We start from the raw sequence: 20,740 nt of genomic DNA, 5'->3' as shown, positions 1-20,740 counted from the left end.
GCATAAATCCCGCTTCCCTTCTTCAAAAATGACAGAGAATGACGACGATGATGGAAAGGTACAGGCTCGGCGGCCTTGACGTTTGCAGGATGCTCAACGGGATGTGGCAGGTCGCAGGGGGCCACGGATACATCGACCCGGAAAGGGCGGTCGCCGAGATGATAAACTACCACGAGGCCGGCTTTACAAGCTGGGACATGGCAGACATTTACGGGCCTGCCGAGGACCTCATGGGCGAGTTCCGGCGCGCCCTTGCCGGCCAGAAAGGCGAACAGGAATTGGCAAACGTGCAGGCCTTTACAAAGTTCGTCCCCGAGCCTGCGAGGATGACCCGGCAGCTTGTCGAGCAAGCAATAAACAGATCGATGCGCAGGATGGGAGTCGAGAGCATCGACCTGGTGCAGTTCCACTGGTGGGACTATGGCAACCCGTCGTGGCTGGACGCCATGATCTTTCTGTCAGAGCTGCGCGACAGGGGCAAGGTGCGGAACGTTGGCCTCACCAATTTCGACACGGCGCACATGCAGGACATGGCAGACGAGGGGATCAGGATAGCGTCAAACCAGGTGCAGTACTCGATAATCGACCAGCGGCCGGCAGTCAGGATGGCCGACTTTTGCAAAAGAAACGGCGTCGCGCTCTTTGCGTACGGCACCATATGCGGCGGGCTGCTCTCCGAGAAATACCTGGGCAGGCCCGAGCCGCCGCTTTCAGAGCTTGACACGCTGAGCCTGCGCAAGTACAAAAAGATGGTGGACGCGTGGGGAGGCTGGAAGCTGTTCCAGGAACTGCTGGCCGCGCTCGGCCGCATCGCTGCAAAACACGGCGGGGTCAGCATCGCAAACGTGGCCGCGCGCTATATCCTGGACAGGCCGGAGGTGGCAGGCGTGATAATCGGGGCGCGCCTTGGGATAACCGAGCACAGGCAGGACAACGCCCGCGTCTTTGGCCTGGCACTTGACAGGCAGGACATGGAAGACATAGAGAAGGTGACATCAAGAGCAAGGAACCTGTACGAGATCATCGGCGACTGCGGAGACGAGTACCGCTAGTATCAGCCTGCTGCAGCCAGCTTTTGCGCCCTCAGCCTGCCGCTCCTTTTTTCCCTGTGAATGCCTGCGCAGCCTGCAGGCTTATATTGTATGGCGTGCAACATAAAAGCTGCACCGTGATTCCCCCGGGAATTGCGCGCAGGCTTTCGTGTTCCCAAAGCCGGCGGCATCTGTCTTGGGGGGCTGCTGTCACGGTGCGCCTCTTTAATACTGGCGAAAAAAGAGCCGGCTAGCCTGCTACTGCGAACCTGCCTATCTCTCCAACTGGCGTGTCAAGCCTCACTTTTGCGCCGCCAAACCTTGCCACGTTCTGCTTTGGTATCCTGTACTGGCTCCTGGGTCCCTGGGTTCCGACGTGTATCTCGTCGCCGAGCACCGCGACAATGCTGCCAACCTGCTCGCCGTCCACAGACCTGACGTTCTTGTGCACCACGCTGTCCCAGTCGATGACCGGGCTTCCTCTCTTCCGTTTCTGTCATGCAACCACCTGACAGGAATAATAATTTTAATCCGTTTTGCCGCCATTGTTCCTGGCCGGCCGCTGCAACTGCGTGACGTTTCGCGCGATGCTCCCTTTTGTTGTTGTTATTATTTTATTATTATCGATGCGTATGTGGGGCATCTGCGGCGCTCCATGCCGCCTGAAAGAAAGACCGGGATTGCCGCGCGTTTTGCTGCAACTGTTTTAATTTCATCTGCCACAAAACAAAGAGAAGGTGCAGGGATGGTTTTTGAAGGGATGCCGACCGGCTACGAGCTGCGCTTCCTGGTCGACATCGGGATCTCGCTTGCCGCCGGCTTTGCCATCGGGGCAGAGCGCGAGTCGAGGGGCAAGGCGGCCGGCATAAGCACGCACTGCCTCGTCATAGGCGGGGCGATGATCTTTACCTTCCTTTCGTCAATAGTGGACCCAAACTCGTCGTCAAGGATAGCCGCGCAGGTGATATCCGGCATCGGCTTTCTGGGCGCCGGCCTCATCCTAAAAAGCGAGCTTGACGGCAAGGTCACGAACCTGACCACGGCCGCAGCCGTGTGGTTTGCCGCTTCCATCGGCATGGCTATCGGCTACGAATACTATTTCCTTGCCGCCGTCGCCACAGCGTTTGCCGTGGGCGTGCCCCGGATACCGCACATATCCAAGATGATAAAAAAAGGCGAAGAGACCTAGTTCTCTTGTCTGCTGCTGCCACTGCCGCCATCGTGGGAGTGGCCGCTGCGATGATGATGATGGTGATGGTGGTGCGCTGCGGCCAGCTGCTCGCGCCTTGCCCTTGCTACCGACAAAACGAGCGCCCCGCCAAGTATCGCCCCTATTATCGCAAGCGAAGCCTGGACCGGCAGGTGGAATACGTCGGAGGCGACCATCTTGACTCCTATGAACAGCAGCAGCGCCACCAGCGCCGGCTTTAGATAGTGGAACTTTTCCATCACGCCTGCCAGCAAAAAGTACAGGCTCCTCAACCCGAGTATCGCAAATATGTTTGACGTTATGACAATGAACTGGTCGGTGGTTATCGCAAGCACGGCGGGTATGGAGTCTATGGCAAAGACCAGGTCTGTCATCTCTACGATGGCCAGGGCGACCAGGAGCGGCGTCGCATATATCACACCATTTACCGTTGCCAGGAACTTGTTGCCGTGCAGCTCCGTGGACACGGGCATCACCTTTTTCAGCAGGCGGACTGCGATGTTTTTCTCGATCTCGATCTTTTTCTCCTTCTTTTGCACTATCATCCTTGCCGCCGTCAGGATGAGCAGGCCGCCAAAGACATAGATCATCCAGTGGAAATTTTCAAGGAGCGACACGCCGACGATTATGAGGGGGATCCTCATTGCTATGGCGCTCAGTATGCCCACCGACAGCACGCGGTGCTGCAGCGCGTGCGGCACGCCAAGCGACGAGAATATCAGCAGGAACACAAACATGTTGTCCACGCTGAGCGACTTTTCTACCGCATAGCCCGTGACAAACTCGAGCATCTTGTCGTAGCCCATCTGCGCAAATATGATAAATGCAAAGACCGCTGCAAGGCCGATCCACACTATGGTCCACGTCAGGCCCTGCCGGAAGGCGCTCTGGCGTATGTGCTCCTCGTCTCCGCCCTCTTCCTCGCTCTGGGCAGCAGGGGTACGGCCGGGACGCAGCCTCTTCACAAGTGGGCGGAAGGCGCCAAGGTCGATTGCAAGGGCGACGCCGACAAAAAGGCCAAAGAGCACCCACATGAGGCTCTCGTCTGCAAGCAATGGCAACAGCAAGTACCTGCCCTGCATGATATATGTCTGGCACGTTTACTCTGCAATACAATGTAGACGCTTTTGCTAAATAGCAAATCCTGTGCAATGATATACACAAATGGAAAACAAGGTTTCGTGCCCGTACTGCCAGTCCAAGTTCAGCACGAGCGCCGAGATGTCAAAGCACATAGACAGGCTGCACCATGGCTCCGGCCTGCTCGAAGGCGACTCGCGCAAGTGGTAGTAGCAACAACAGCAGTCTCCTACTCCTCCTCCCCCACCCCATCCCACCTTCACCCTCACACACACCCGCCTGCTACCACAACCCATACTTTTTTGATGAGAAAGAAAGAGAGAAAGGGGAAAGCAATCTTTTAATCCACTGGCGCAGCAACCAGACATGCATACGCATTTTGGCCACAGGCGACACGAAAAAGACCAAGACCGAGACAATCACCTTCAGGCTGCCCTCCGCACTCATCGAGGAACTGCGGGGCGACGCCGAGATGGAGGGGATGAGCCTCAACAGCTACGCGTCCAGGATATTCTCAAACCACGTGCAGTGGGAGCGGTACGAGCGCAAGGTCGGCCTCCTGCCCATGACCGAGGCGTTCCTGAAGGAGGTGCTGTCGCAGCTGAGCGACGAGCAGGTGGTGAACCTGGCGCAAAAGCTGGAAAAGCAAAAGTTCAAGAACATTCTGGCCTTCATGAAGGACAGCCCGACCGTGGCCGATTTCGTGGAGCTCATGAGGACCTGGCTGAACGTGTCGTGGATGCAGCAGAGCGTCGAAGTGCGCGACGGCGACTACAGGTTCAAGATCCAGCACGGGCTCGGGGGCAAGTGGTCCCTGTACGTCAAGACCCTGATAACGGAGCTGGCGCAGGACGTGCTTGGAAAGAAGGTGGAGGCCAGGACGATGGGCGACACGATACTGTTCTCGTTCCGCGAATGACGTTCTAACCGCAGTGTGACAGTGCAGCACAATGTGGACTTGGTCCTTAAGTAACCTGTGCGCCCAGTTACACCATGTCAAATTACGCTGCAGACAGCCCCAAGCACTTTATGACGCTGGACGCAGTCGCAAGGGGGATGAACGAGATAGGCAAGATAGCCAAGGTGACCAAGCTCGATAAAGCAGAAGTCGAGCTGGCAGTCAACGACCTTGCGTCGCAGAGGCTGGTGATCACGTCTGAAAAGAAGGGGCTCTTTGGGAAAAAGCTCCAGGTGTCGGTGACAGAGACCGGCATGAGGGTCCTGTCAGAGAAAAAGAGGGAGCTTGAAGAGAAAGCGGCAGAGCTGAAGGGGCTGTACCGCAACGGCGACACGCAGGCCACCCAGTCGTTTCTGGACCAGAACAGGGCGTGGCTTCCAATGATGATATTCTCTGGCCTGATGAGCGCGCTGATGTTTGCGTCGATAATGTCGTTTGCAGGGATGGCGATGAACCCGGCAGAGGCGTCGATGGCCGGCGACGCGCAGGCACAGGAGGCCGCGGCAGCTGACAGTGGCGGGGCTGATGGCGGTAGCGACAGCGGTAGCGGCGATACTGGCGGCGACTCCACCGGCGACGCCGGCTTTGACAGCGGCGGCGGAGATTTCGGCGGGGACTTTGGTGGCGGCGGGGACTTTTAACCCGCGCCAAGCTTGTTTTTAACCCTGCCAGGCCAGAATTTTCCCAGTGAATGGGCGCAGCAAGGTTAGTGATATTACGAAGGAGAAAATGTGAAATCAGCAGCCAAGTTAACAGCGTCTCCGAGATGGTTTAAATACGTCCGCTTAGGTTAACCTAATTAGGTTAGCCTAATTGACTATGAACATGCTCTCATTCGACAACCATTCCGCGATGCCCCTGCTGCAGGAACTTGCCGACGGGGCGTCCTACAGGCTGGTCATGTCCACCATCGACTCTGCCAAGACCGCGGCGCAGCTAGCGGCAGAGAACTCGCTCCCGCTGAGCTCGACCTACAAAAAAGTAAGAAAGCTGCAGTCTATGGGCCTGCTCTTTGTCGAAAAGATAGAGCTGGACGGCAAGGGCAAAAAGGTGGTCTATTTCAGGAGCAAGGTCAAGTCAGTCGAGTTCAACATGTCCCGGGACCAGATCCTGCTCCAGCTGGAAAAGAACGACGTGCAGCGCACCCGCTAAAGAAGGAAGGCGGCCATCCAAAATTTTTTATCCGTTGTTTTGTGTACTAATGATGATACAGGGCACATGTACGTCAGCCTGACAGTAAAGGGGTTGATAGCAATCGCGTTTGCCGCAGCCGTGGTTTTCGTGCTGTTTGCCATGCTGCCATTGTAACGCAGCCATAATTTCGCTACGTGGTTTGATCCCCGTCGAGAGCAGATATGCTGTGAAATAATGCGGCAATACGCGCTTGTTTTGAAAAAAGAAAAAGGAAAGGGAAAAGAAAAAGGGCTCAGGCCCTGCGGCCAAAGCCGCGGAGCCTGCCGTACGCGATTGTGCCGGCGACGCCAAGCGAAGCAGCAAGCGCGGCCACCGGGAACTCTGGCGTCACGACGGCCTTTGCAGTCTGCAGATCCGCCTTGATCTGGTCGACGTGTGCCTGTATGTCGTCGGCAGGCGCCCTGTCGTCTATCATCTTGACCAGGTCGGTCCTCATGTCGACTTCGATCTTTTCCATCAGCTCCTTGTCGTCCTCTGCGATGTCTGTCTCGATGTATTCATAGTTGTCAAGGTAGGCTTCCACTGCAAGGGCTCGTGCCTCGTCAAAGTTGCCCTCCCTGTACTCGCTGACAGACTGGTCAAGCAGCCTGTTTATCTGCTCAATGTATTCCCACCCGCCAAGCTCGCTTGCCTCTGCAGACTCGAGCCCAAACGCCTCTTCAAGCTCGTGCTTGATGCCGTCTATCACGGTCTCGACCTCGCCGGCGCTTGCAGCACTGGCAGTCAGCGCGTCGAGCTGTTGGAAGAACTCGTCAACCTCTTCGGCCTCGTTCTCGGGCGTGTCTGCGCGAATGTTTTCAAACACAGCTTTTGCCCTGCCGATGAATGCGGTCGCGTCCTGGTACTCTATCTCCTCCTTGACTGCGCCGTCTGCAACCCCCTCTTCGTACTCGTGCTCGGCAGTCTCTAGCAGGCCGTTGACGACCTGTGCCCAGAAGGCCGGCTCGCCGCTTTCGGAGGACGGCACCACTGCCTCCATCGCAGAATCGAGGTCTGCGTTGATACCGTCTACCCTGCCCTGCACGTCTTCAAGCGACAGGGTGGCAATGTCAGAAAAGAGGCCATTGAGCGCTCCCTCAATTCTCGATTCGAGGTCCGCGTCGTGCTCCTGTATCTCTTCCTTGACGAGCGAATATACCTCCTCGGCAGGGTGGCCGGCATGCGCAGTCGCCAGCACGTTGTTGCCTGCCTCCTTGTTCTCGACGGCCTTGTCCAGATGGCCCCTGATGAACTCGATGTTTGTAGCAAAGTCGATGTGTTCCTGGTCAGCAAACGCCTTTGCAGCAGAGCCTGTCGCCATCGTAAAGGCGGACAGGGCTATGACAGCCGCAAGTACCGCAAAGCTACCAGCCTTCTTGGTGTGCATATTGGCGCTGTGGTGCGCTGTAGCGCTTATAAAGCTACAAGGCGATTTTCGCAGCCTGGAATATGCTTTTGCCAGATATGTGCCAAGAGCATGATTTTCCTCCCTGATGTCTAGCCCGATGATACGTATGGCTGAAGATCCGCCTTGAACCCGAATGTATTTATTGTCGGGTCGGGAACTTACTCCGCAAATGGTGGGCGAGGCGATTGCAAACTTTGATTCGTATGTGTGGGTCGCAGCGGGTCTGTTTGTTGCCAGCCTGTTTGCAGTAATTGTTTATGACAGAGCCAGCTCACGGTCGAAGCAACAACAACAGCAGCAAGTCGCTGCAGCAACAGACGACGACAAGCGTTGACTATGAAAACAGCAACGGCAATAATAATAACAACGACCGGCTGATAATTGAAAAATTTTCACGCGAAGGCTTTGCCGCGCTCACGACCATCCAGCGCAAGGCCCTGCCAGTCATCGCAAGAAAGATAAACTGCCTGCTTGTGGCGCCCACCGGCTCTGGCAAGACAGAGGCGGCCGTGATGCCCGTGTTCACGATGCTTGCCCACTCCAAGGGCGCGCCGGGGACAATAAGGACCATCTACATCACTCCACTCAGGGCTCTGAACAACGACGTGCTGCGCAGGATAGTGAAATACGCCGAGTCGGAGGGCCTGCGGGTGGAGATACGCCACGGCGACACGACTGCAAACGCCAAGAAAAAGATAATGGAAAACCCGCCCGACGTGCTGATAACGACGCCCGAGTCGCTTGCAGTCGTGCTGGCAAGCGAAAAGATGCTGGCCGCGCTCAGGGGGCTGCAGTACGTCATTGTCGACGAGGTGCACGAGCTGGTGCCTTCAGAGCGCGGCTCGCACCTGTCGATAAGCCTCGAGCGTCTGCAGGCAGTCTCTGACCACGAGGTAACGAGGATCGGGCTCTCTGCGACGGTTGGCAACCTGAAGCAGGCGGCCCAGTTCGTGTCCGGCGCCGGCAGGCGCCACGCGGTGCTCGTCGACTCGTCTGCAAGAGGCTACGACATCGAAGTGAAATACGTCAAGGGCTCGCTCAACAACGTCGCGCATTTTGTGATAGAGTACGTAAAGAAGGAAAAGCCCGAAGGCTCGGTGCTGCTGTTCACAAACACGCGCGACGAGGCCGAGTACCTGGGCACGATACTGAAGAACAACCAGTCAGGCGTCAAAGTGGACGTCCACCACGGCTCTCTATCAAAAGAGATGCGCGAAGAGACAGAGCACACGCTGCGCGCAGGCGACGCCGGCATCGTCGTGTGCACAAGCTCGCTAGAGCTCGGGCTTGACATTGGCTCTGTCGACCTTGTAATACATTATGGCTCCCCGCGGCAGGTTTCAAAGCTGATGCAGAGGATAGGCCGGAGCAGGCACAGGCAGCGCACCTTTGCCAAGGGGCTCATAGTCACCAACAACCCTGACGACGAGATAGAGGCGCTGGCGATAATCAACCGCATGAAGCGCGGCTCGATAGAGGAGCAAAAGATGCACGAAGGGGCGCTCGACGCAATGGCGCACCACCTGGTCGGGCTTGCCATGCAGACCAGAGAGCCGGTCAGCGTCGACGCGGCGTACGAGCTTGTCACGCAGGCGTACCCGTACCGCAACGTGACGCTCTTTGACGTGGAGAGCTGCCTGGACATCCTGGCGGGCCACAACGTGATAAAATACGACAGGGACGCCCGCACGTACGGCCGCAAGATCAAGGCGTACAAGTACTACTTTGAGAACCTGTCCATGATCCCGCACGTGCTGAAATTCGAGGTCGTGGACTCGATAAGCAAGCGCAGGATCGGCACTCTGGACCAGCAGTTCGTGGGCGACTATGGGGAGCGGGGCAACGTCTTTGTGCTAAAGGGCTCCCAGTGGCGCGTCCTTGCAGTCGACGAGGGCAGGATGGTGGTAAACGTCGAGCCGCTCAGGGGCGCGGCGATAAACATACCGTACTGGGTGGGAGAGATGATACCTGTCGACTGGAAGACCGCCGAAGAAGTCGGCGTCGTGCGCGCCAGGGCCGCAGCAGGGCGGCTGAAACTATCGACTGGCATAATGGACGACACGCTGAAAGAGCTAAAGGTAATACCGGACGCAAAAAACATTGTAGTCGAGTCGCTTGCCGCTCGGAACATGCTGGTCGTCCATTCTGTCCTCGGCTCAAAGGTGAACACCACGCTCGCCTCCCTTCTTTCCACGATACTGTCTTCGCAGCTGGGCTACATGGTCGAGTCGAGGGCAGACGCCTACAGGATAATGCTCTCGTCAAGCGCAAGGATCACCCGGGGCAGGCTCGAGTCTGCCCTTGCCGACACGTACGATCTGGAGCCGGTCATAATCGCCTCGCTGACAGGCACTCACCAGATAAACTGGAAGGTGTGGACGGTCGCCAAGAGGTTTGGCATGATAGCAAGGGAGGCCGTCTACGACAAAAAGGCGGCCCGGCTCATCTACGACAGGTATTCAAAGACGCCCGTGAGCGCCGAGTCCATCAGGGAGCTGATGCACGACAAGCACGACATAGGGCAGGCAAGGAAGGCGCTTGACGACATCAAGTCCGGCGCCATCAAGATCCACTGGCTCGAAGTGACGCGCTTTTCAGACCTTGCCAAGCCGGTGGTGGAGCACTCGTCCAAGTCTGCGGCCGCGCCGCAGAGCATCGAGCAGGGCGTCATCGACCTGGTCAGGGAGCGGCTGGAAAAGACAAAGCACCGGCTGATCTGCATCCGCTGCGGCAGGTGGGAGCGCGTCATGGAAACCAGAGAAGCGCCTGAAGAGCTCACATGCCCGTCGTGCAGGTCAAAGCTTGTCACGGCCACGTTCTGGTCGGACGGCGAGCTGGCAAGGATAATCCGCACCCGGCTGTCCGGGGGCAGGCTGAACGAAGAGGAGAACCGCCGCTTTGAGAGGGCATGGAAGGTCGCGTCGCTTGTCAACAACTTTGGCAGAAAAGCCCTGATCGTGCTGGCCGGCCACGGCGTCGGCGCCGATACCGCCGCGCGCGTACTGCGCAACTATATCGACGATGAGCAGATGTTCAGGAACATATACGAGGCAGAAAAGCAGTACGTCATCACCCGGGGATTCTGGAACGATTAGCCTGTCTCTCTATCTCTCCGTGCGCGTCAATAATAATAATGGTGGATAAGAAGGATGGTGTGGACGTTTTTTTGCGGCCGGCGACAGCGTTGCCGGAAATGATCCCCTCCGCGCTAGCCTGCGACGCTGCGGTAGCCGCAGTCGCAGGCGCCCTCGCCAAATGAGTCGCACCTGGTTTCTTTGACAAAACTATGTGCTGTCTGGTCTTCCTTTATGGGCAGAATAGGGCAAAAATGAATTTTATCAGTTCCTGGCATGCGCCTTTTAGCTGTCAAAACGTCCTGTGTGATTGTTCCAAACCGTGCACGCAGATTCAGACGCGGTTATGATTACTCTGAATTTTTTCTGACTGGTAACAAACGCGCTTCAGGATCCTTAATCATGAATTTCTGCGGTTCTAGGTTGCAATGGAAATATTCGAATCTGCATTCTGGATCACTGCCGGTTTTGCGCCCGCGCTCGCAGCCATGGAAGCCTCATGGCGGCTGGCAAATAAAAAGAAGAAGCGGCATGAGAAAATCGCGGTAGAAAAGGTGGCGTAGACAGAGTATGGCGGCAGCAGAAATATCAGGCATATTCTGGCGGCTGCAGGTTCGGTGATACTTGCGGCACTGGCAGCGTCGGTCGCGTATGACGGCATTGCAAAAAGGACAGCACGAAAAGCAATCCCTGCCCTTGACAGGAACTGGAACAGGCTGACAGTCAAAGTGGCCCGGTAGACCGGACATGCAAGCAAACAGTCTGGCTACGATATCGGCCTGTTGTTTTTTGTCTTGTCCCACACGTCTGCGACCACCTCTGCAAGCGTCTGTTCCACGTCGCCGTTGAACCTGGACTGCCACAGGCGGGCCACGTGCTCGCCGGCCGTGTTGCGGTTCTCTATGCGCCTTTCAAGTATGCCCAGGAACCGGGCCTTTATGCCGAGGTCGGAGAGGCCCTTCCTTGCAGCCGACACCTGGCCCTTTGCAGACTCGACCACATTAAAGTGGGTCCTGGCGTTAAAGCCTGACCTGACGACTGACTGCCGCTCCTCCCTGAGCGCCGCAAGCGGGCGGAGCGTCCTCTCCTCTGCGTGGACCGCCCTGTGCAGGTAGCCTATGAAAAACTCGATCATGGCCATCATGGTCGCCGGCGTGGGCTGGACCGACATGACGCGCGTCTCGACCCTGTACTGGCCCGTGTTGAGCCTTATCCTTGCGTCGTCGTGGCGCTCCTTGACAAGCTCGAAATAGTCTCTTGCTATGACCGGCTCTCTTGAGACGATATAGTCAATGTAATCTTCGACGCCGGCTAGGTAGCGGGCGATGCCTGGAAAGCCCGAGTTCTGCTGCTCCGACTGGTCGTACATGAAGATCCTGGGCTCGTGCAGCGAAAACACCCTGCCTGCGAACAGCCTGCTGTTTGCGCCAAGCAGTATCACCGATGGTATAAGGTTGAGTATGTGGTTGAACATCGCAGCCGTAAAGCCGGGGTTCCTGCCCTGGAGGTGCATGTGGAAGCCCTGGATCGCTGTGGCCACGTGCAGCGCCTTGAACTTTTGGCCGTCCATCTCGATGTCCGGCATCCCTGCCTGCCAGCGTGCAAGCTGCATGTACCGGGGCTTGTCGGTTATCATCGCCATCATGGCCTCCTGGCCGCCGCTGCTGCTGACGCCCCCTGCCGTTCCAAAGACGTACGGAGACGGGTTTGCGCCAAGGAACACCGGCGTGCTTGCAGGCCCGTGCACCTTTGCCAGCGCCCTTGCCAGATGCTCGATAAAGTCCTCGAACTGGGCGTTGAGCGCCTCGATCTCGCCCATGGACACCGGCTCGGTCCTGAACTCTAGCTGCGACCTGCCGTACTCGTGCTCGACGCTGTGGTGCTTGCTTTTCCGGTTCAGCTCGTCAATGACCGGCGACGCGTCGACGGGCCTGCCCTTTCCGTCCAGCAGGCACACCTCTATCTCGACACCGACGCGGAAATCCTCGTCGCGCCTGTCGGCGTGGCTCCTCACCCTCGCCTTGAGCTCCTCTACCTGCGCCAGTATGGCGGCCCGCTGCCTGTCAGGCTGCTGGCCGGGGCGACGACTATGATGGTGGTGATGATTATAGGAATAGTGCACGCATGTAAAAAATGCCGCCCCTGCTATTTGTCCTTAGCCGAGGTGGACTATAGAAGAATAGGGGCGCAGCGTGAGCTCGGGCTTGGACTCCCTCCCCGCGCCGGCGGTGGCGCCGACCACCTTGATCCTGTCGCCGACTGCCAGCCTGTCGACGACGTTGCTCTGGTTGCGCCAGCCCACAAGCCTTATCTCGCCCGTGTCGTCGCCAAGGAGCGTGGACGTGACAGTCACCGTCTCGCCCGACTTGGTGTTCACCTCAGCCGTGTCCGGCGCCTGCAGCACTATGGCCTCTACTATCACGGGCGCCGGCTCTTGGGCGCTGGCGGCGGCGACTATGTCTTTTATCTTGCTCTCGAACTTGGACAGGGGCGGAAACGACCTGTCGTCGTCTATTATGCGCAGGTAGGAATCTTCCCTGGCAAGAGTGATCGAATTCCCAAAGACGCGCGAGGGCACGCACTCGATCATCGCCCCCGGCTCGAGCTGGCCCGGCGTCGCCACAGAGTTGTCTATGGTGAGCGAGAGCGCCCTTGCCGCTCTGTCTGCTGCAAGGCACAAGAAACTGCCCCTGCCTGTCTCTTCTCCAACAGAGATTATCCGCAGCGGCATCACGTCGACATCCTGCTGCGAGCCGGAGAACTCCAAGATCGTCCCTTCGTCGCCGTGCAGCTCAAAGTCGCCGTTGCCAAACTGCGGGTTGCCCTGCTTGATCCGCACGCCTATGAGCCTGACCTTGCTTCCTGTCTTGAAGACCTTGGGCACCCGCGACTCGTCGACGTTCCATATCACGGCGCGAAGCGTCCGGGTGTTGCTCTCGTTTGACACCTGCAGCTGCAAAGATTTGCTGGGCTCGCCCCGCTGGTTCACAAAGTCCGTTATGCGCGGGTTTGCGTTGACGACGCCCGTGACCACTGCCGAGTCCTGCGTCTCTTTCACGTCGTCGACTGAAATGGCAAGCGAGTCAATGTCCGGTATCTGTACATTGTCGCCGTCGTCGTCGCGCACCACTTCGAGCGCACTGTAGCTTCCAAGGTTCAGGATGGGCTTGCCGTCAAGGCCGGCCCTTACGTATCCTTTTACTATTTTTACAAGGTCGCCAGCCGCAAGACCCATCTCGTCGGGCGCGCCGACCTGCTTGTCCCACAGCTTTACCTTGACCCGCGCGTCCCTGTCAAACACCACCAGCGTCCGAGTCGACGACTGCTCGTTGGTGTCCTTTTTTGTGAATTTGTGGACGGGGTAGATGTTCATTATCCTGCCCGTGACAGTAACGTCCTTGGCGCCCACGTACAGGTCCTTGAGCCCCGACTGCGCCTTTGGCACGCTGTCAAACGACACGCCAAGGTCTGCCGCCACGAGGAAGAGGGCACCCTGGTCAGTCAAATAGCCGGCGCCGACCTTGCGCTTTTTCTCGTCCACGAGGTCCCTGATGCCCTCGGCGGTCAGCCCGGGCTTTTGCTTTAGCAGGATGTTGACCATGTCGATAAAGCTCAATGACATGCCGCTTCTGTTCTTGCCCCTGCCGTCTAGCATGGTCGGGGTTGCTAATATATCTTGAGAGCGAGAGGGGGAGGCGATTGGGAACCGGCAATATTCAAGAGCCAGCTCTGGCTTCGTAAGGGCGTGGAGGTAGTGGTGAGAGGCGATTTGCAGCTAGCGCCCGTGCTTGCAGGGCTTGTAACTGGCGCACTGTTTGTCGTGCTTTTGGCGCAGGCCATAAACCCGCCCGTGCACTTCAATTACGGCCATGCCGACAACCCTGCGCCGGAAGACAGGGAGCTATTGGACAGGATTGCTGCAAAGGCAAGGCAGCAGGAGCCCGTGCGCACGTTTTTGGCCAGGTACCCGTTTGCATCGTCAGGAGTCTACCAATACACCAGCAGCAACCTGCCTCTCTATGACAATAAAGAAGAAGAAGACGCGGCAGCCTCAGAGTTCGTGGCGGTGTTCGTGTACGGAGGCAGCACGATAACGAGGATAGAATACGACGGAAGGAGAGGTGAAGAGAGCAATGACAACCGCCCCCTCATCTCCTACCACTATCCAAGCCTGTGGGTCGCACTAGACGGGGACGGCAACATCAGGTGGATCGAGCTCAGGTGCGGCATATCTTACTTGGGAAACCAGGGCGGCAGCACGCAAAAAGTGGTCCAAGGATATGATGGCGTCATGGGCTCTTTGCAGGCAAGGGTGTGTTGATACTCCCTTTACTGCTCTCTGCTGTACTGGACAGATACAAAGATTAGCCGGGCGTGTGCCTGCAATAACGGGCATAGATAAGTGTTGGTGGGAAGTAATGGCCCCTGCATCAGCGTCTCCGGCCTGCGCATGGACTATGGCAGGGTCACGGCAGTCGACGGCATCTCTTTCGATGTCGACTATGGCAGGGTGTTCGGGTTTCTCGGTCCGAACGGCGCCGGCAAGACCACCACCATCAAGGTTTTGACCACGCTCGTCCACCCCACGGCAGGCAGCGTCAGCATGTTCGGCAAGGACGTGGTCCGGCACGCCAAGGAGATAAAAAAGAGGATAGGCGTCGTCCTGCAGGAGCCAAGCTACGAGGGCAACCTGACTGTGGCAAAGGCTCTGGACCTCTACGGGATGATGTGGGGCATGCCTGGAGAAAGGAGGCGCGACAGGGCCCGGGAGCTGGTTGAAAAATTCGAGATGCAGGAATTTGCCAACAAAAAGAACGACGAGCTGTCGATAGGCCAGCGCAGGCGCGTGCAGGTGGCAAGGGAGTTCATGCACGACATGGACCTCCTGTTCCTGGACGAGCCGACGGTTGGGCTCGACCCTGCGGCGCGCAGGGTGCTCCTCGACTATGTGAAAAAGCACGTGCACGGCGGGCTGACCGTGTTTTTCACCACGCACATCATGGAAGAAGTCGAGTACCTGTGCGACGAAATAGCGATAATCAACAGGGGAAGGATGCTTGCGATAGACACGCCGGCCGGCCTTAAGCAAAAGTACGGTGGCATCAAGGCAGTCGAGATAAAGCTGAAAGAGGTGCCTGCCCAGTCCGTCATGGGCATCATAAGGCAGGTGGCAGGCAGCAATTCTGCCGTAGAGGTGCCTGCCGAGGACACGGTGCGCATCGGCTCGCAGAACGCGCAAGAGTTATTGGTAAAGCTGATAGAGGCGCTTGCCGCCCGCTCTGTCCAGATAGAGAGCGTTTCAGTAACCCCGCCCACGCTTGAAGAGGTCTTTTTGACCGTGGTCGGCACCGCCACTACTACTACTGCCACTAACACTAACACAGCCAACAACAACAGCAGAGGCAGGGCCGTCTAGCCGCCCATCACACTTTCATCCGCAGTATCGAGCGGGTGGCAAGCGCAAACGTCCCTGCCGATACTGCCGCGATAATCCCTACTTCGACGTTTGTAAAGAACGTCACCTGGTTGAATATCCCTGCCCGCGTGATGTCGACGATGTATGTGAGCGGGTTGACGTAGAACGCAGCCCCAAGCAGGCCGGGTATCCCCTGCGCGGGGTAAAAGGCCGAGCTGACAAACGAGAAGAACAGGAACACGCTGTTGACTATGACGTTGAACCCCTCGCTGCTCTTCAGGCGCGTCGAGATGATCACTGCTATCGAGCCGAAAAAGATGGCGCCCACCAAGAGCGCGTAGAGCACGTACAGTGAGCCTAGCAGGGTGGGCTGCGCGGTGCCTACAAGCGTGGGCGAGCCTGCCAGGAGTATCAGGCCGGCGCTTGCAAGCCCCATGAGCATTATCGTCACGATGTTGCCGATGATGTAGTGCATGCGGGCAAAGGGCATGACCAGTATCTGCTTGAGCATGCCGTTGCGCCTGTCGTTCCAGATTATGCTGCCAGCCGCCGTGCTAGAGTTCATCATGTTAAAGCCCACCATGCCTGCCGCCAGGTACGCGGGGTAGGGGACGCTCGTGTTGCCAACTGCGACCCCCTGGTCGCCAAGGAGTGCAGAGTAAGAGTAGCCTGCGATAAAGATGTAGACTATGGGGAACACTATCTGCCATATCAGAAAGACCTTGTCTATCGACGCGACGAGGTTGCGGTAGATCAGGGTCGCTACTGCGTTCACTCTGCGATCTGTCTGCGCTTTTCATTATTTATGTATACATTGATAGACGCAGCGGCTGCCTTGCTGCTGCGGCAGCCAAGAAAAAACATGACAAAGAAAGAAAAGAAAAGAAAGAAGAGGAGGAGAGCTGGACGCGCAGGAAAAAAATCTGCGCGCGCTAGTTCCAGAACCTGTTCCAGCCGAACCTGCTGAACAGGACGACCGGCACCATTGCCCCTGCGATCGCGATCATGGCCACTATCGCCGGGAACTCGGGCACGACTACGATGCTAAAGTCGGCGTTCTCGATAAAGTCGCCGGTGCCGACGCCCTGCACCGAGTTTATCTTGACGGTTATCGTCGCCGGCCCGCCGTGGTCGAACGTGAACTTGACCCTGCCCGTGTTGCTTTCGCCCGTGTTCTGGTTCTTGAACTCTTTGATCACGTCGCCCGTGGCAGCGTCCTTGACGGCCAGGTCATAGTTTGTGCGCTGCTGCGCCCTGTCCCTGCTGTCCATGAATGTCGTCGTGAATTCGACCTCTTTGTCCGGCTCTATCTGCACCGGGTTCCATGCCAGCGTTATCTTGTACGTGCCTCTTCCTGTGGTCAGAGTGAGCGGAGGCTCTGGCACCACCGATGTCTCCTCCGGTGTTGGCGGCTGGCCTGCGCCGGTGGCGGTGAGTTCGAATGCATACTGGATGGGCGGGTTGCCGGTCGTGACGTCTGCGTACGTCAGCGCCTTTACAGGATAGGGCATCTCCTTTGCCACCCATATCTTGCTGTCGACCTGGCCCCTGTGGTTCAAAAGCACCGTGGTGTCAAAAGTCCCTGCCTGCGTGGTGACCTTTTCGCCGCCTGCTGGATCGAGCGTGCCGCAGCCTATGCAGGCTATCTTGCCCCAGGAAACGGCCTTGAGAGACTTGGGGGCTCCCTTTGACGTGAACGCCTCAAGCCAGGTCAGCGAGTTCTGGTATGCGCCTATGTAAGGGGTCATCTCCTTTGGTATCTCTGAACCCCTGGACTGCACCGCCAGGTTCTCGCCAAGCTTGAGCGTGCCTGTGATGACGTGGCCGTTGTTCTCCACCACGTAGACAGGAACCGTCCAGTAGCCGCTTGCGTCCTGCTCCTTGAAGTAGAGGGACATTACAAATGGCGTCCCCTCCTTCGTGCTCCCGTCCTGTATCCTGTAGATGTAATGCGTGTCAGCCTTGGCGCCCTGACCAACGTACCACGTGTCGCCCTGCTGCGCGTATGCCTTTCCCATGCTTGCCGCTGGTGTGACCATTGCTGCTGAAAAAGCCAGCACCACTGCCACCAACAGAGATGCGGCCAAAAAGCTGCCCGACTTCATGCCCTACGTGTATTGAACGCCCTGATAAATGTTAGCGGGCGGCAGCAGGCCGATATTCTGGCAAAAGCAAGCACGATTTAAATAACTAGCAGGCGCGGGAATGCCTGATAACATAACATGATGGCAGCAGAAGGTGCAGACATGGCCGAGAAAAAGCTGCGCGGCTCGGGCGGCTACGCCGTTGCAAGGGTTTCTGACGAGGAGCAAAAGATGGCCAACCTCGGCGGGCCGGAGCTGTTCTTGGCAGGCATCGGCAGGCTTGACAGTGACCGGTTTGTAAAGTATTTCTGCAACAGGTGCGAGCGCGACTTTGAGGGCGCGCCCGCCCTCTCGTACGAAAACCCGAACGAGGACCTGGGGGAGGGGGTGACGCTTGCAGAGAAGGGCGAGTACAAGTGCAGGGCGTGCAACGCGACGATAGCGCAGTACCGCAAGTTCAGCACGCCGGCAGCAGCGCAGCCGCAGCAACAGCAGGCTGCACCGGCGCCAACGGCAACGGTTGAAACATCTGCTGCTCCACAACCGTCATCTTTGCAGGCATCTGCCGCCGTTACCCCTGCTGCTACAACAATGACAACAGCAGCAACAACAATGGACGGCTTTGTCGGGATACAGCAGCTGGTGGGGATGGCGGCCTATGACGGCGAGGCCATGCTGGTAGGCAGGGTGCGGGAGGTCGGGCTGCGGCGCGACGGCGGCAACGCCCGCATAACGGTCAAGATATCCTCTGGCGCCGGCGAAGAAAAAGAGGTCGGCTGGGACGGCATATCCAAGATAGGCGACATCATACTGCTCGGCTCGCCCGGAAGCGGCGGCAGGCCCCAGCAGGCTGGCGGCAAGTGCCCGTCCTGCGGCTACCAGAACGAGGCCGAAGCCGCCTTTTGCGAAGAGTGCGGCGCCAGGCTCGCTGCTACTTGAGTATTATCCTGGCGTCGACCACCCTTGTGCCCTTGCCCTCTTCGAGCACGAGGAGCGGGTTGATGTCGAACTCTTTGATCTCTGTAAAGTCGGTGACAAGCGCCGACAGCCTCTGGAGCGAGTCTGCGATGGCCTTCAGGTCGGACGGCCTCTCACCCCTCACCCCTTTCAATAGCTTGATGGTCTTTATCGACTCTACCATCTGCATGGCCTCGCGCTCGTTTATCGGCGCTATCCTGAACACCACGTCCTTCAGAACCTCTACATAGATGCCTCCGAGGCCGAACATGATGACCGGCCCAAAAGTCGGGTCTTGGCTTGCGCCAAGGATGGTCTCCTTTGCAGACCTGACCATCTCCTGCACCAGCACGCCCTTGATGTTGGCGTCGGCCTTGTACTTTTTGGCGTTCTCTATTATCGACCTGAAAGCAGAGCGCAGCTCCTCGTCGCTCTTTACACCGACCCTGACCCCGCCTGCGTCTGACTTGTGTATGATGTCCGGCGAGGCTATCTTCATGACGACTGGGTAGCCAATCTCCTTTGCAGCCTTGACGCACTCGTCCTCTGTAGCGCCAAGTATGCTCTTTGGCGTCGGGAACCCGTACGCCTTTAGCACTTCATACCCCTCCTCTTCGAGCAGGTTGCTGCGCCCCTGCCTTCTCACGCTCTCAAATATCGAGCGCACCTTCTCCTTGTCCTTGGCGAACTGGAGCGTGCCTGCTTTTGTAGCCGAGCTGTCCACCCAGCTCTTGAAATCGTACATCGCCTTGAGCGTACGTATCGCCGGCTCTGAATATAGGTAGTAGGGCACGCCGCCTTCAGACATTATCGCCCTGTTCTCGACCCCCTCTGCAAGCCCCATGAGCGAGGCAAGCATGGTCTTGTTGGGGAACTGCTTTGACATCTTTACGAGGGTCCTTGCAAGGTCGTCATAGTTGAGCGTAGCAGACGGGGTGCACATCGTCACCACCGAGCCGACGTTTGGGTGCGCAAGCACCAGCTGCAGCACTTTCTCAAACCTCATGTAATCGGCGTCGCCGACGATGTCTACGGGGTTGCGGGGCGAGCCGTACGCGGGTATGACCTTGGCAATGTCGTCGCGGATTGACGAGATGTCGGCCATCTTTAGGCCGTATTTCGAGCAGGCGTCCGTTGAAATGATCGCAGGCCCGCCGGCGTTTGAGACGATGACCACTCCGCCGTCGGGCAGCGGCTGCTTTGAGAACGCGGTGGCAAGGTCGAACAGCTCGCCCATCGTGTCGACCCTTATGACGCCGCACTGGGCAAACGCGGCCTCATAGTTGGCGTCAGAGCCACCAAGCGCCCCGGTGTGGGACGCGGCCGCCTTGGCGCCTTCTGCCGTCCTGCCAGACTTTAGCACGATGACTGGCTTTTTCTTTTCGGCAGTCATGCGCCTTGCGATCTCCATGAACCTGCGGCCGTTGCGAATGTCTTCGAGGTACATGACGACCACGCGCGTGTCCTCGTCCTCTGCCAGGAGCTCGAGCACGTCGCTTTCGTCCATGTCGACTTTGTTGCCCATGCTTATCACCTTGGAAAAGCCGATGTTCTGCGCCTCTGCGTCTTCCACGGTCGCGGCGCAGATGGCCCCGCTCTGCGAGACGAGCGCGATGCCGCCGTGCTTGGGCGTTATTTTCAGAAAAGTAGAGTTCATCATGTTCTCCTTGGAAAGGGACATGATGCCAAGGCAGTTGGGACCGATGACCCTTATGCCGTATTTCCTGGAAATCTCGCCCACCTGCTTTTCAAGCCTCGCACCCTCCTCGTCCACTTCCTTAAAGCCTGCCGAGACGATTATGGCGCCCTTGATCCCCTTCTTGCCGACCTCCTCCATCACGGCCGGCGTGAACCTGCTAGGCGCCGCCACGACTGCAAGGTCGACGCTCTCCGGTATGTCAAGCACGCTCTTGAAAGCCTGCAGCCCGCCCACCGTCGGGTTGGACGGCGTGACAGGATATATCTTGCCCTTGAAGTGGCGGGCAATGTTTGTGAATATCGTCTTGCCGACGCCCGGCTTTTCGGAGGCGCCTATCACGGCTATCGACCTGGGGGAAAAGAATATCGAGTTTGAGGACGACGTCATGTTGTACTATCTGCTGAAAGGGTGCGTCGGGGAGGTTATAAAAGTTCATCAAGATGGACTTTTATTGCAGGCACGCACCAGTAGATACGCGTACATGTCGGGGATCCTGTTCCTGATAGTGATACCTGCAGTCATCGCCATAGCGTTTGGCGTGTTCGTGATGGCAAGCATACTGCCCGAAGTCGAGGAGAGGCTCTACTACTATTACGGCTACCCGAACGCGAGGCAGATAATAGTGGGCCAGGGCGGTCCGTAGCCTTTGG

Annotated in this window: 21 protein-coding genes; 13 read left to right on the top strand and 8 right to left on the bottom strand. The window is 57.7% G+C overall.

Annotation, left to right across the window (positions count from 1 at the left end; translation table 11 throughout):
* Positions 1 to 38: 38 nt before the first annotated feature.
* Positions 39 to 1,052, top strand: coding sequence for an aldo/keto reductase (locus WKI84_RS05745; RefSeq protein ID WP_337862574.1), 1,014 nt, complete (start codon positions 39 to 41; stop codon positions 1,050 to 1,052).
* A gap of 229 nt (positions 1,053 to 1,281) precedes the next feature.
* On the opposite strand, the gene WKI84_RS05740 is transcribed toward WKI84_RS05745, so the two are convergent.
* Positions 1,282 to 1,485, bottom strand: a complete 204-nt coding sequence (locus WKI84_RS05740) for a hypothetical protein (RefSeq protein ID WP_337862573.1) — start codon at positions 1,483 to 1,485, stop codon at positions 1,282 to 1,284.
* A gap of 291 nt (positions 1,486 to 1,776) precedes the next feature.
* Here WKI84_RS05740 and WKI84_RS05735 point away from each other — a divergent pair, with 291 nt between their 5' ends.
* On the top strand, positions 1,777 to 2,220 hold the full coding sequence (locus WKI84_RS05735; RefSeq protein WP_337862572.1) for an MgtC/SapB family protein: 444 nt from the start codon (positions 1,777 to 1,779) through the stop codon (positions 2,218 to 2,220).
* On the opposite strand, the gene WKI84_RS05730 is transcribed toward WKI84_RS05735, so the two are convergent.
* Positions 2,217 to 3,302: a TerC/Alx family metal homeostasis membrane protein gene (locus WKI84_RS05730; RefSeq protein ID WP_337862571.1), complete on the bottom strand. Its 1,086-nt coding sequence runs from the start codon at positions 3,300 to 3,302 to the stop codon at positions 2,217 to 2,219. The genes WKI84_RS05735 and WKI84_RS05730 overlap by 4 nt on opposite strands.
* A 103-nt stretch (positions 3,303 to 3,405) precedes the next feature.
* Between WKI84_RS05730 and WKI84_RS05725 the strand changes: the two genes are divergently transcribed.
* The 4 genes from WKI84_RS05725 (at position 3,406) to WKI84_RS05710 (ending at position 5,431) form a co-directional block, all read left to right on the top strand.
* A complete protein-coding gene (locus tag WKI84_RS05725) occupies positions 3,406 to 3,531 on the top strand; it encodes a hypothetical protein (RefSeq protein ID WP_337862570.1) in 126 nt (41 codons plus the stop codon).
* Between the two features lie 169 nt (positions 3,532 to 3,700).
* The gene (locus WKI84_RS05720) at positions 3,701 to 4,240 is read left to right on the top strand and encodes a hypothetical protein (protein ID WP_337862569.1); all 540 of its coding nucleotides are present in this window, start codon (positions 3,701 to 3,703) and stop codon (positions 4,238 to 4,240) included.
* A 74-nt stretch (positions 4,241 to 4,314) separates the two neighbouring features.
* Positions 4,315 to 4,920 (top strand): MarR family transcriptional regulator, encoded by a 606-nt coding sequence (locus WKI84_RS05715; protein WP_337862568.1) that lies wholly within the window; start codon positions 4,315 to 4,317, stop codon positions 4,918 to 4,920.
* Between the two features lie 178 nt (positions 4,921 to 5,098).
* Positions 5,099 to 5,431 (top strand): hypothetical protein, encoded by a 333-nt coding sequence (locus tag WKI84_RS05710; protein ID WP_337862567.1) that lies wholly within the window; start codon positions 5,099 to 5,101, stop codon positions 5,429 to 5,431.
* Positions 5,432 to 5,705: 274 nt separating this feature from the next.
* Here the strand turns inward: WKI84_RS05710 and WKI84_RS05705 are convergent, their stop codons facing one another.
* Positions 5,706 to 6,839 (bottom strand): hypothetical protein, encoded by a 1,134-nt coding sequence (locus WKI84_RS05705; protein ID WP_337862566.1) that lies wholly within the window; start codon positions 6,837 to 6,839, stop codon positions 5,706 to 5,708.
* A gap of 278 nt (positions 6,840 to 7,117) precedes the next feature.
* Between WKI84_RS05705 and WKI84_RS05700 the strand changes: the two genes are divergently transcribed.
* From WKI84_RS05700 to WKI84_RS05690, 3 genes are all read left to right on the top strand, one after another.
* Positions 7,118 to 9,955, top strand: a complete 2,838-nt coding sequence (locus WKI84_RS05700; protein ID WP_337862565.1) for a DEAD/DEAH box helicase — start codon at positions 7,118 to 7,120, stop codon at positions 9,953 to 9,955.
* 407 nt (positions 9,956 to 10,362) lie between these two features.
* Positions 10,363 to 10,497 carry a hypothetical protein gene (locus WKI84_RS05695; RefSeq protein WP_337862564.1) on the top strand — a complete coding sequence of 45 codons (135 nt, stop codon included), beginning with the start codon at positions 10,363 to 10,365 and terminating at the stop codon, positions 10,495 to 10,497.
* A gap of 54 nt (positions 10,498 to 10,551) precedes the next feature.
* Complete coding sequence (locus tag WKI84_RS05690) at positions 10,552 to 10,674, top strand: hypothetical protein (RefSeq protein ID WP_337862563.1); 123 nt, start codon at positions 10,552 to 10,554, stop codon at positions 10,672 to 10,674.
* Positions 10,675 to 10,700: 26 nt separating this feature from the next.
* Here the strand turns inward: WKI84_RS05690 and WKI84_RS05685 are convergent, their stop codons facing one another.
* A complete protein-coding gene (locus WKI84_RS05685; RefSeq protein WP_337862562.1) occupies positions 10,701 to 12,056 on the bottom strand; it encodes a hypothetical protein in 1,356 nt (451 codons plus the stop codon).
* Between the two features lie 33 nt (positions 12,057 to 12,089).
* On the bottom strand, positions 12,090 to 13,589 hold the full coding sequence (locus WKI84_RS05680) for a hypothetical protein (protein ID WP_337862561.1): 1,500 nt from the start codon (positions 13,587 to 13,589) through the stop codon (positions 12,090 to 12,092).
* Between the two features lie 114 nt (positions 13,590 to 13,703).
* On the opposite strand from WKI84_RS05680, the gene WKI84_RS05675 reads away from it, so the two are divergent.
* Both WKI84_RS05675 and WKI84_RS05670 read left to right on the top strand, forming a co-directional pair.
* The gene (locus tag WKI84_RS05675; protein WP_337862560.1) at positions 13,704 to 14,255 is read left to right on the top strand and encodes a hypothetical protein; all 552 of its coding nucleotides are present in this window, start codon (positions 13,704 to 13,706) and stop codon (positions 14,253 to 14,255) included.
* 81 nt (positions 14,256 to 14,336) lie between these two features.
* Entirely contained in the window at positions 14,337 to 15,350 is a 1,014-nt protein-coding gene (locus tag WKI84_RS05670; RefSeq protein WP_337862559.1) for an ABC transporter ATP-binding protein, read from the top strand.
* A gap of 7 nt (positions 15,351 to 15,357) precedes the next feature.
* On the opposite strand, the gene WKI84_RS05665 is transcribed toward WKI84_RS05670, so the two are convergent.
* Together WKI84_RS05665 and WKI84_RS05660 are read right to left on the bottom strand one after the other, a co-directional pair.
* On the bottom strand, positions 15,358 to 16,125 hold the full coding sequence (locus tag WKI84_RS05665) for an ABC transporter permease (RefSeq protein WP_337862558.1): 768 nt from the start codon (positions 16,123 to 16,125) through the stop codon (positions 15,358 to 15,360).
* Positions 16,126 to 16,282: 157 nt separating this feature from the next.
* Positions 16,283 to 17,455, bottom strand: a complete 1,173-nt coding sequence (locus WKI84_RS05660) for a hypothetical protein (RefSeq protein WP_337862557.1) — start codon at positions 17,453 to 17,455, stop codon at positions 16,283 to 16,285.
* Positions 17,456 to 17,572: 117 nt separating this feature from the next.
* Here WKI84_RS05660 and WKI84_RS05655 point away from each other — a divergent pair, with 117 nt between their 5' ends.
* On the top strand, positions 17,573 to 18,373 hold the full coding sequence (locus WKI84_RS05655; RefSeq protein WP_337862556.1) for a zinc-ribbon domain-containing protein: 801 nt from the start codon (positions 17,573 to 17,575) through the stop codon (positions 18,371 to 18,373).
* Here WKI84_RS05655 and WKI84_RS05650 read toward each other — a convergent pair.
* A complete protein-coding gene (locus tag WKI84_RS05650) occupies positions 18,366 to 20,477 on the bottom strand; it encodes a 4-hydroxybutyrate--CoA ligase (protein WP_337862555.1) in 2,112 nt (703 codons plus the stop codon). The two genes, WKI84_RS05655 and WKI84_RS05650, sit on opposite strands and share 8 nt — an antisense overlap.
* Before the next feature lie 94 nt (positions 20,478 to 20,571).
* Between WKI84_RS05650 and WKI84_RS05645 the strand changes: the two genes are divergently transcribed.
* A complete protein-coding gene (locus WKI84_RS05645; protein WP_337862554.1) occupies positions 20,572 to 20,733 on the top strand; it encodes a hypothetical protein in 162 nt (53 codons plus the stop codon).
* Positions 20,734 to 20,740 lie beyond the last annotated feature (7 nt).

It is taken from the genome of Nitrososphaera sp. (assembly GCF_037447015.1).
Classification (GTDB): Archaea; Thermoproteota; Nitrososphaeria; order Nitrososphaerales; family Nitrososphaeraceae; genus Nitrososphaera.
Note: the sequence above shows the minus strand (reverse complement) of the source record. Positions and strands in the feature narration are given on the sequence as shown.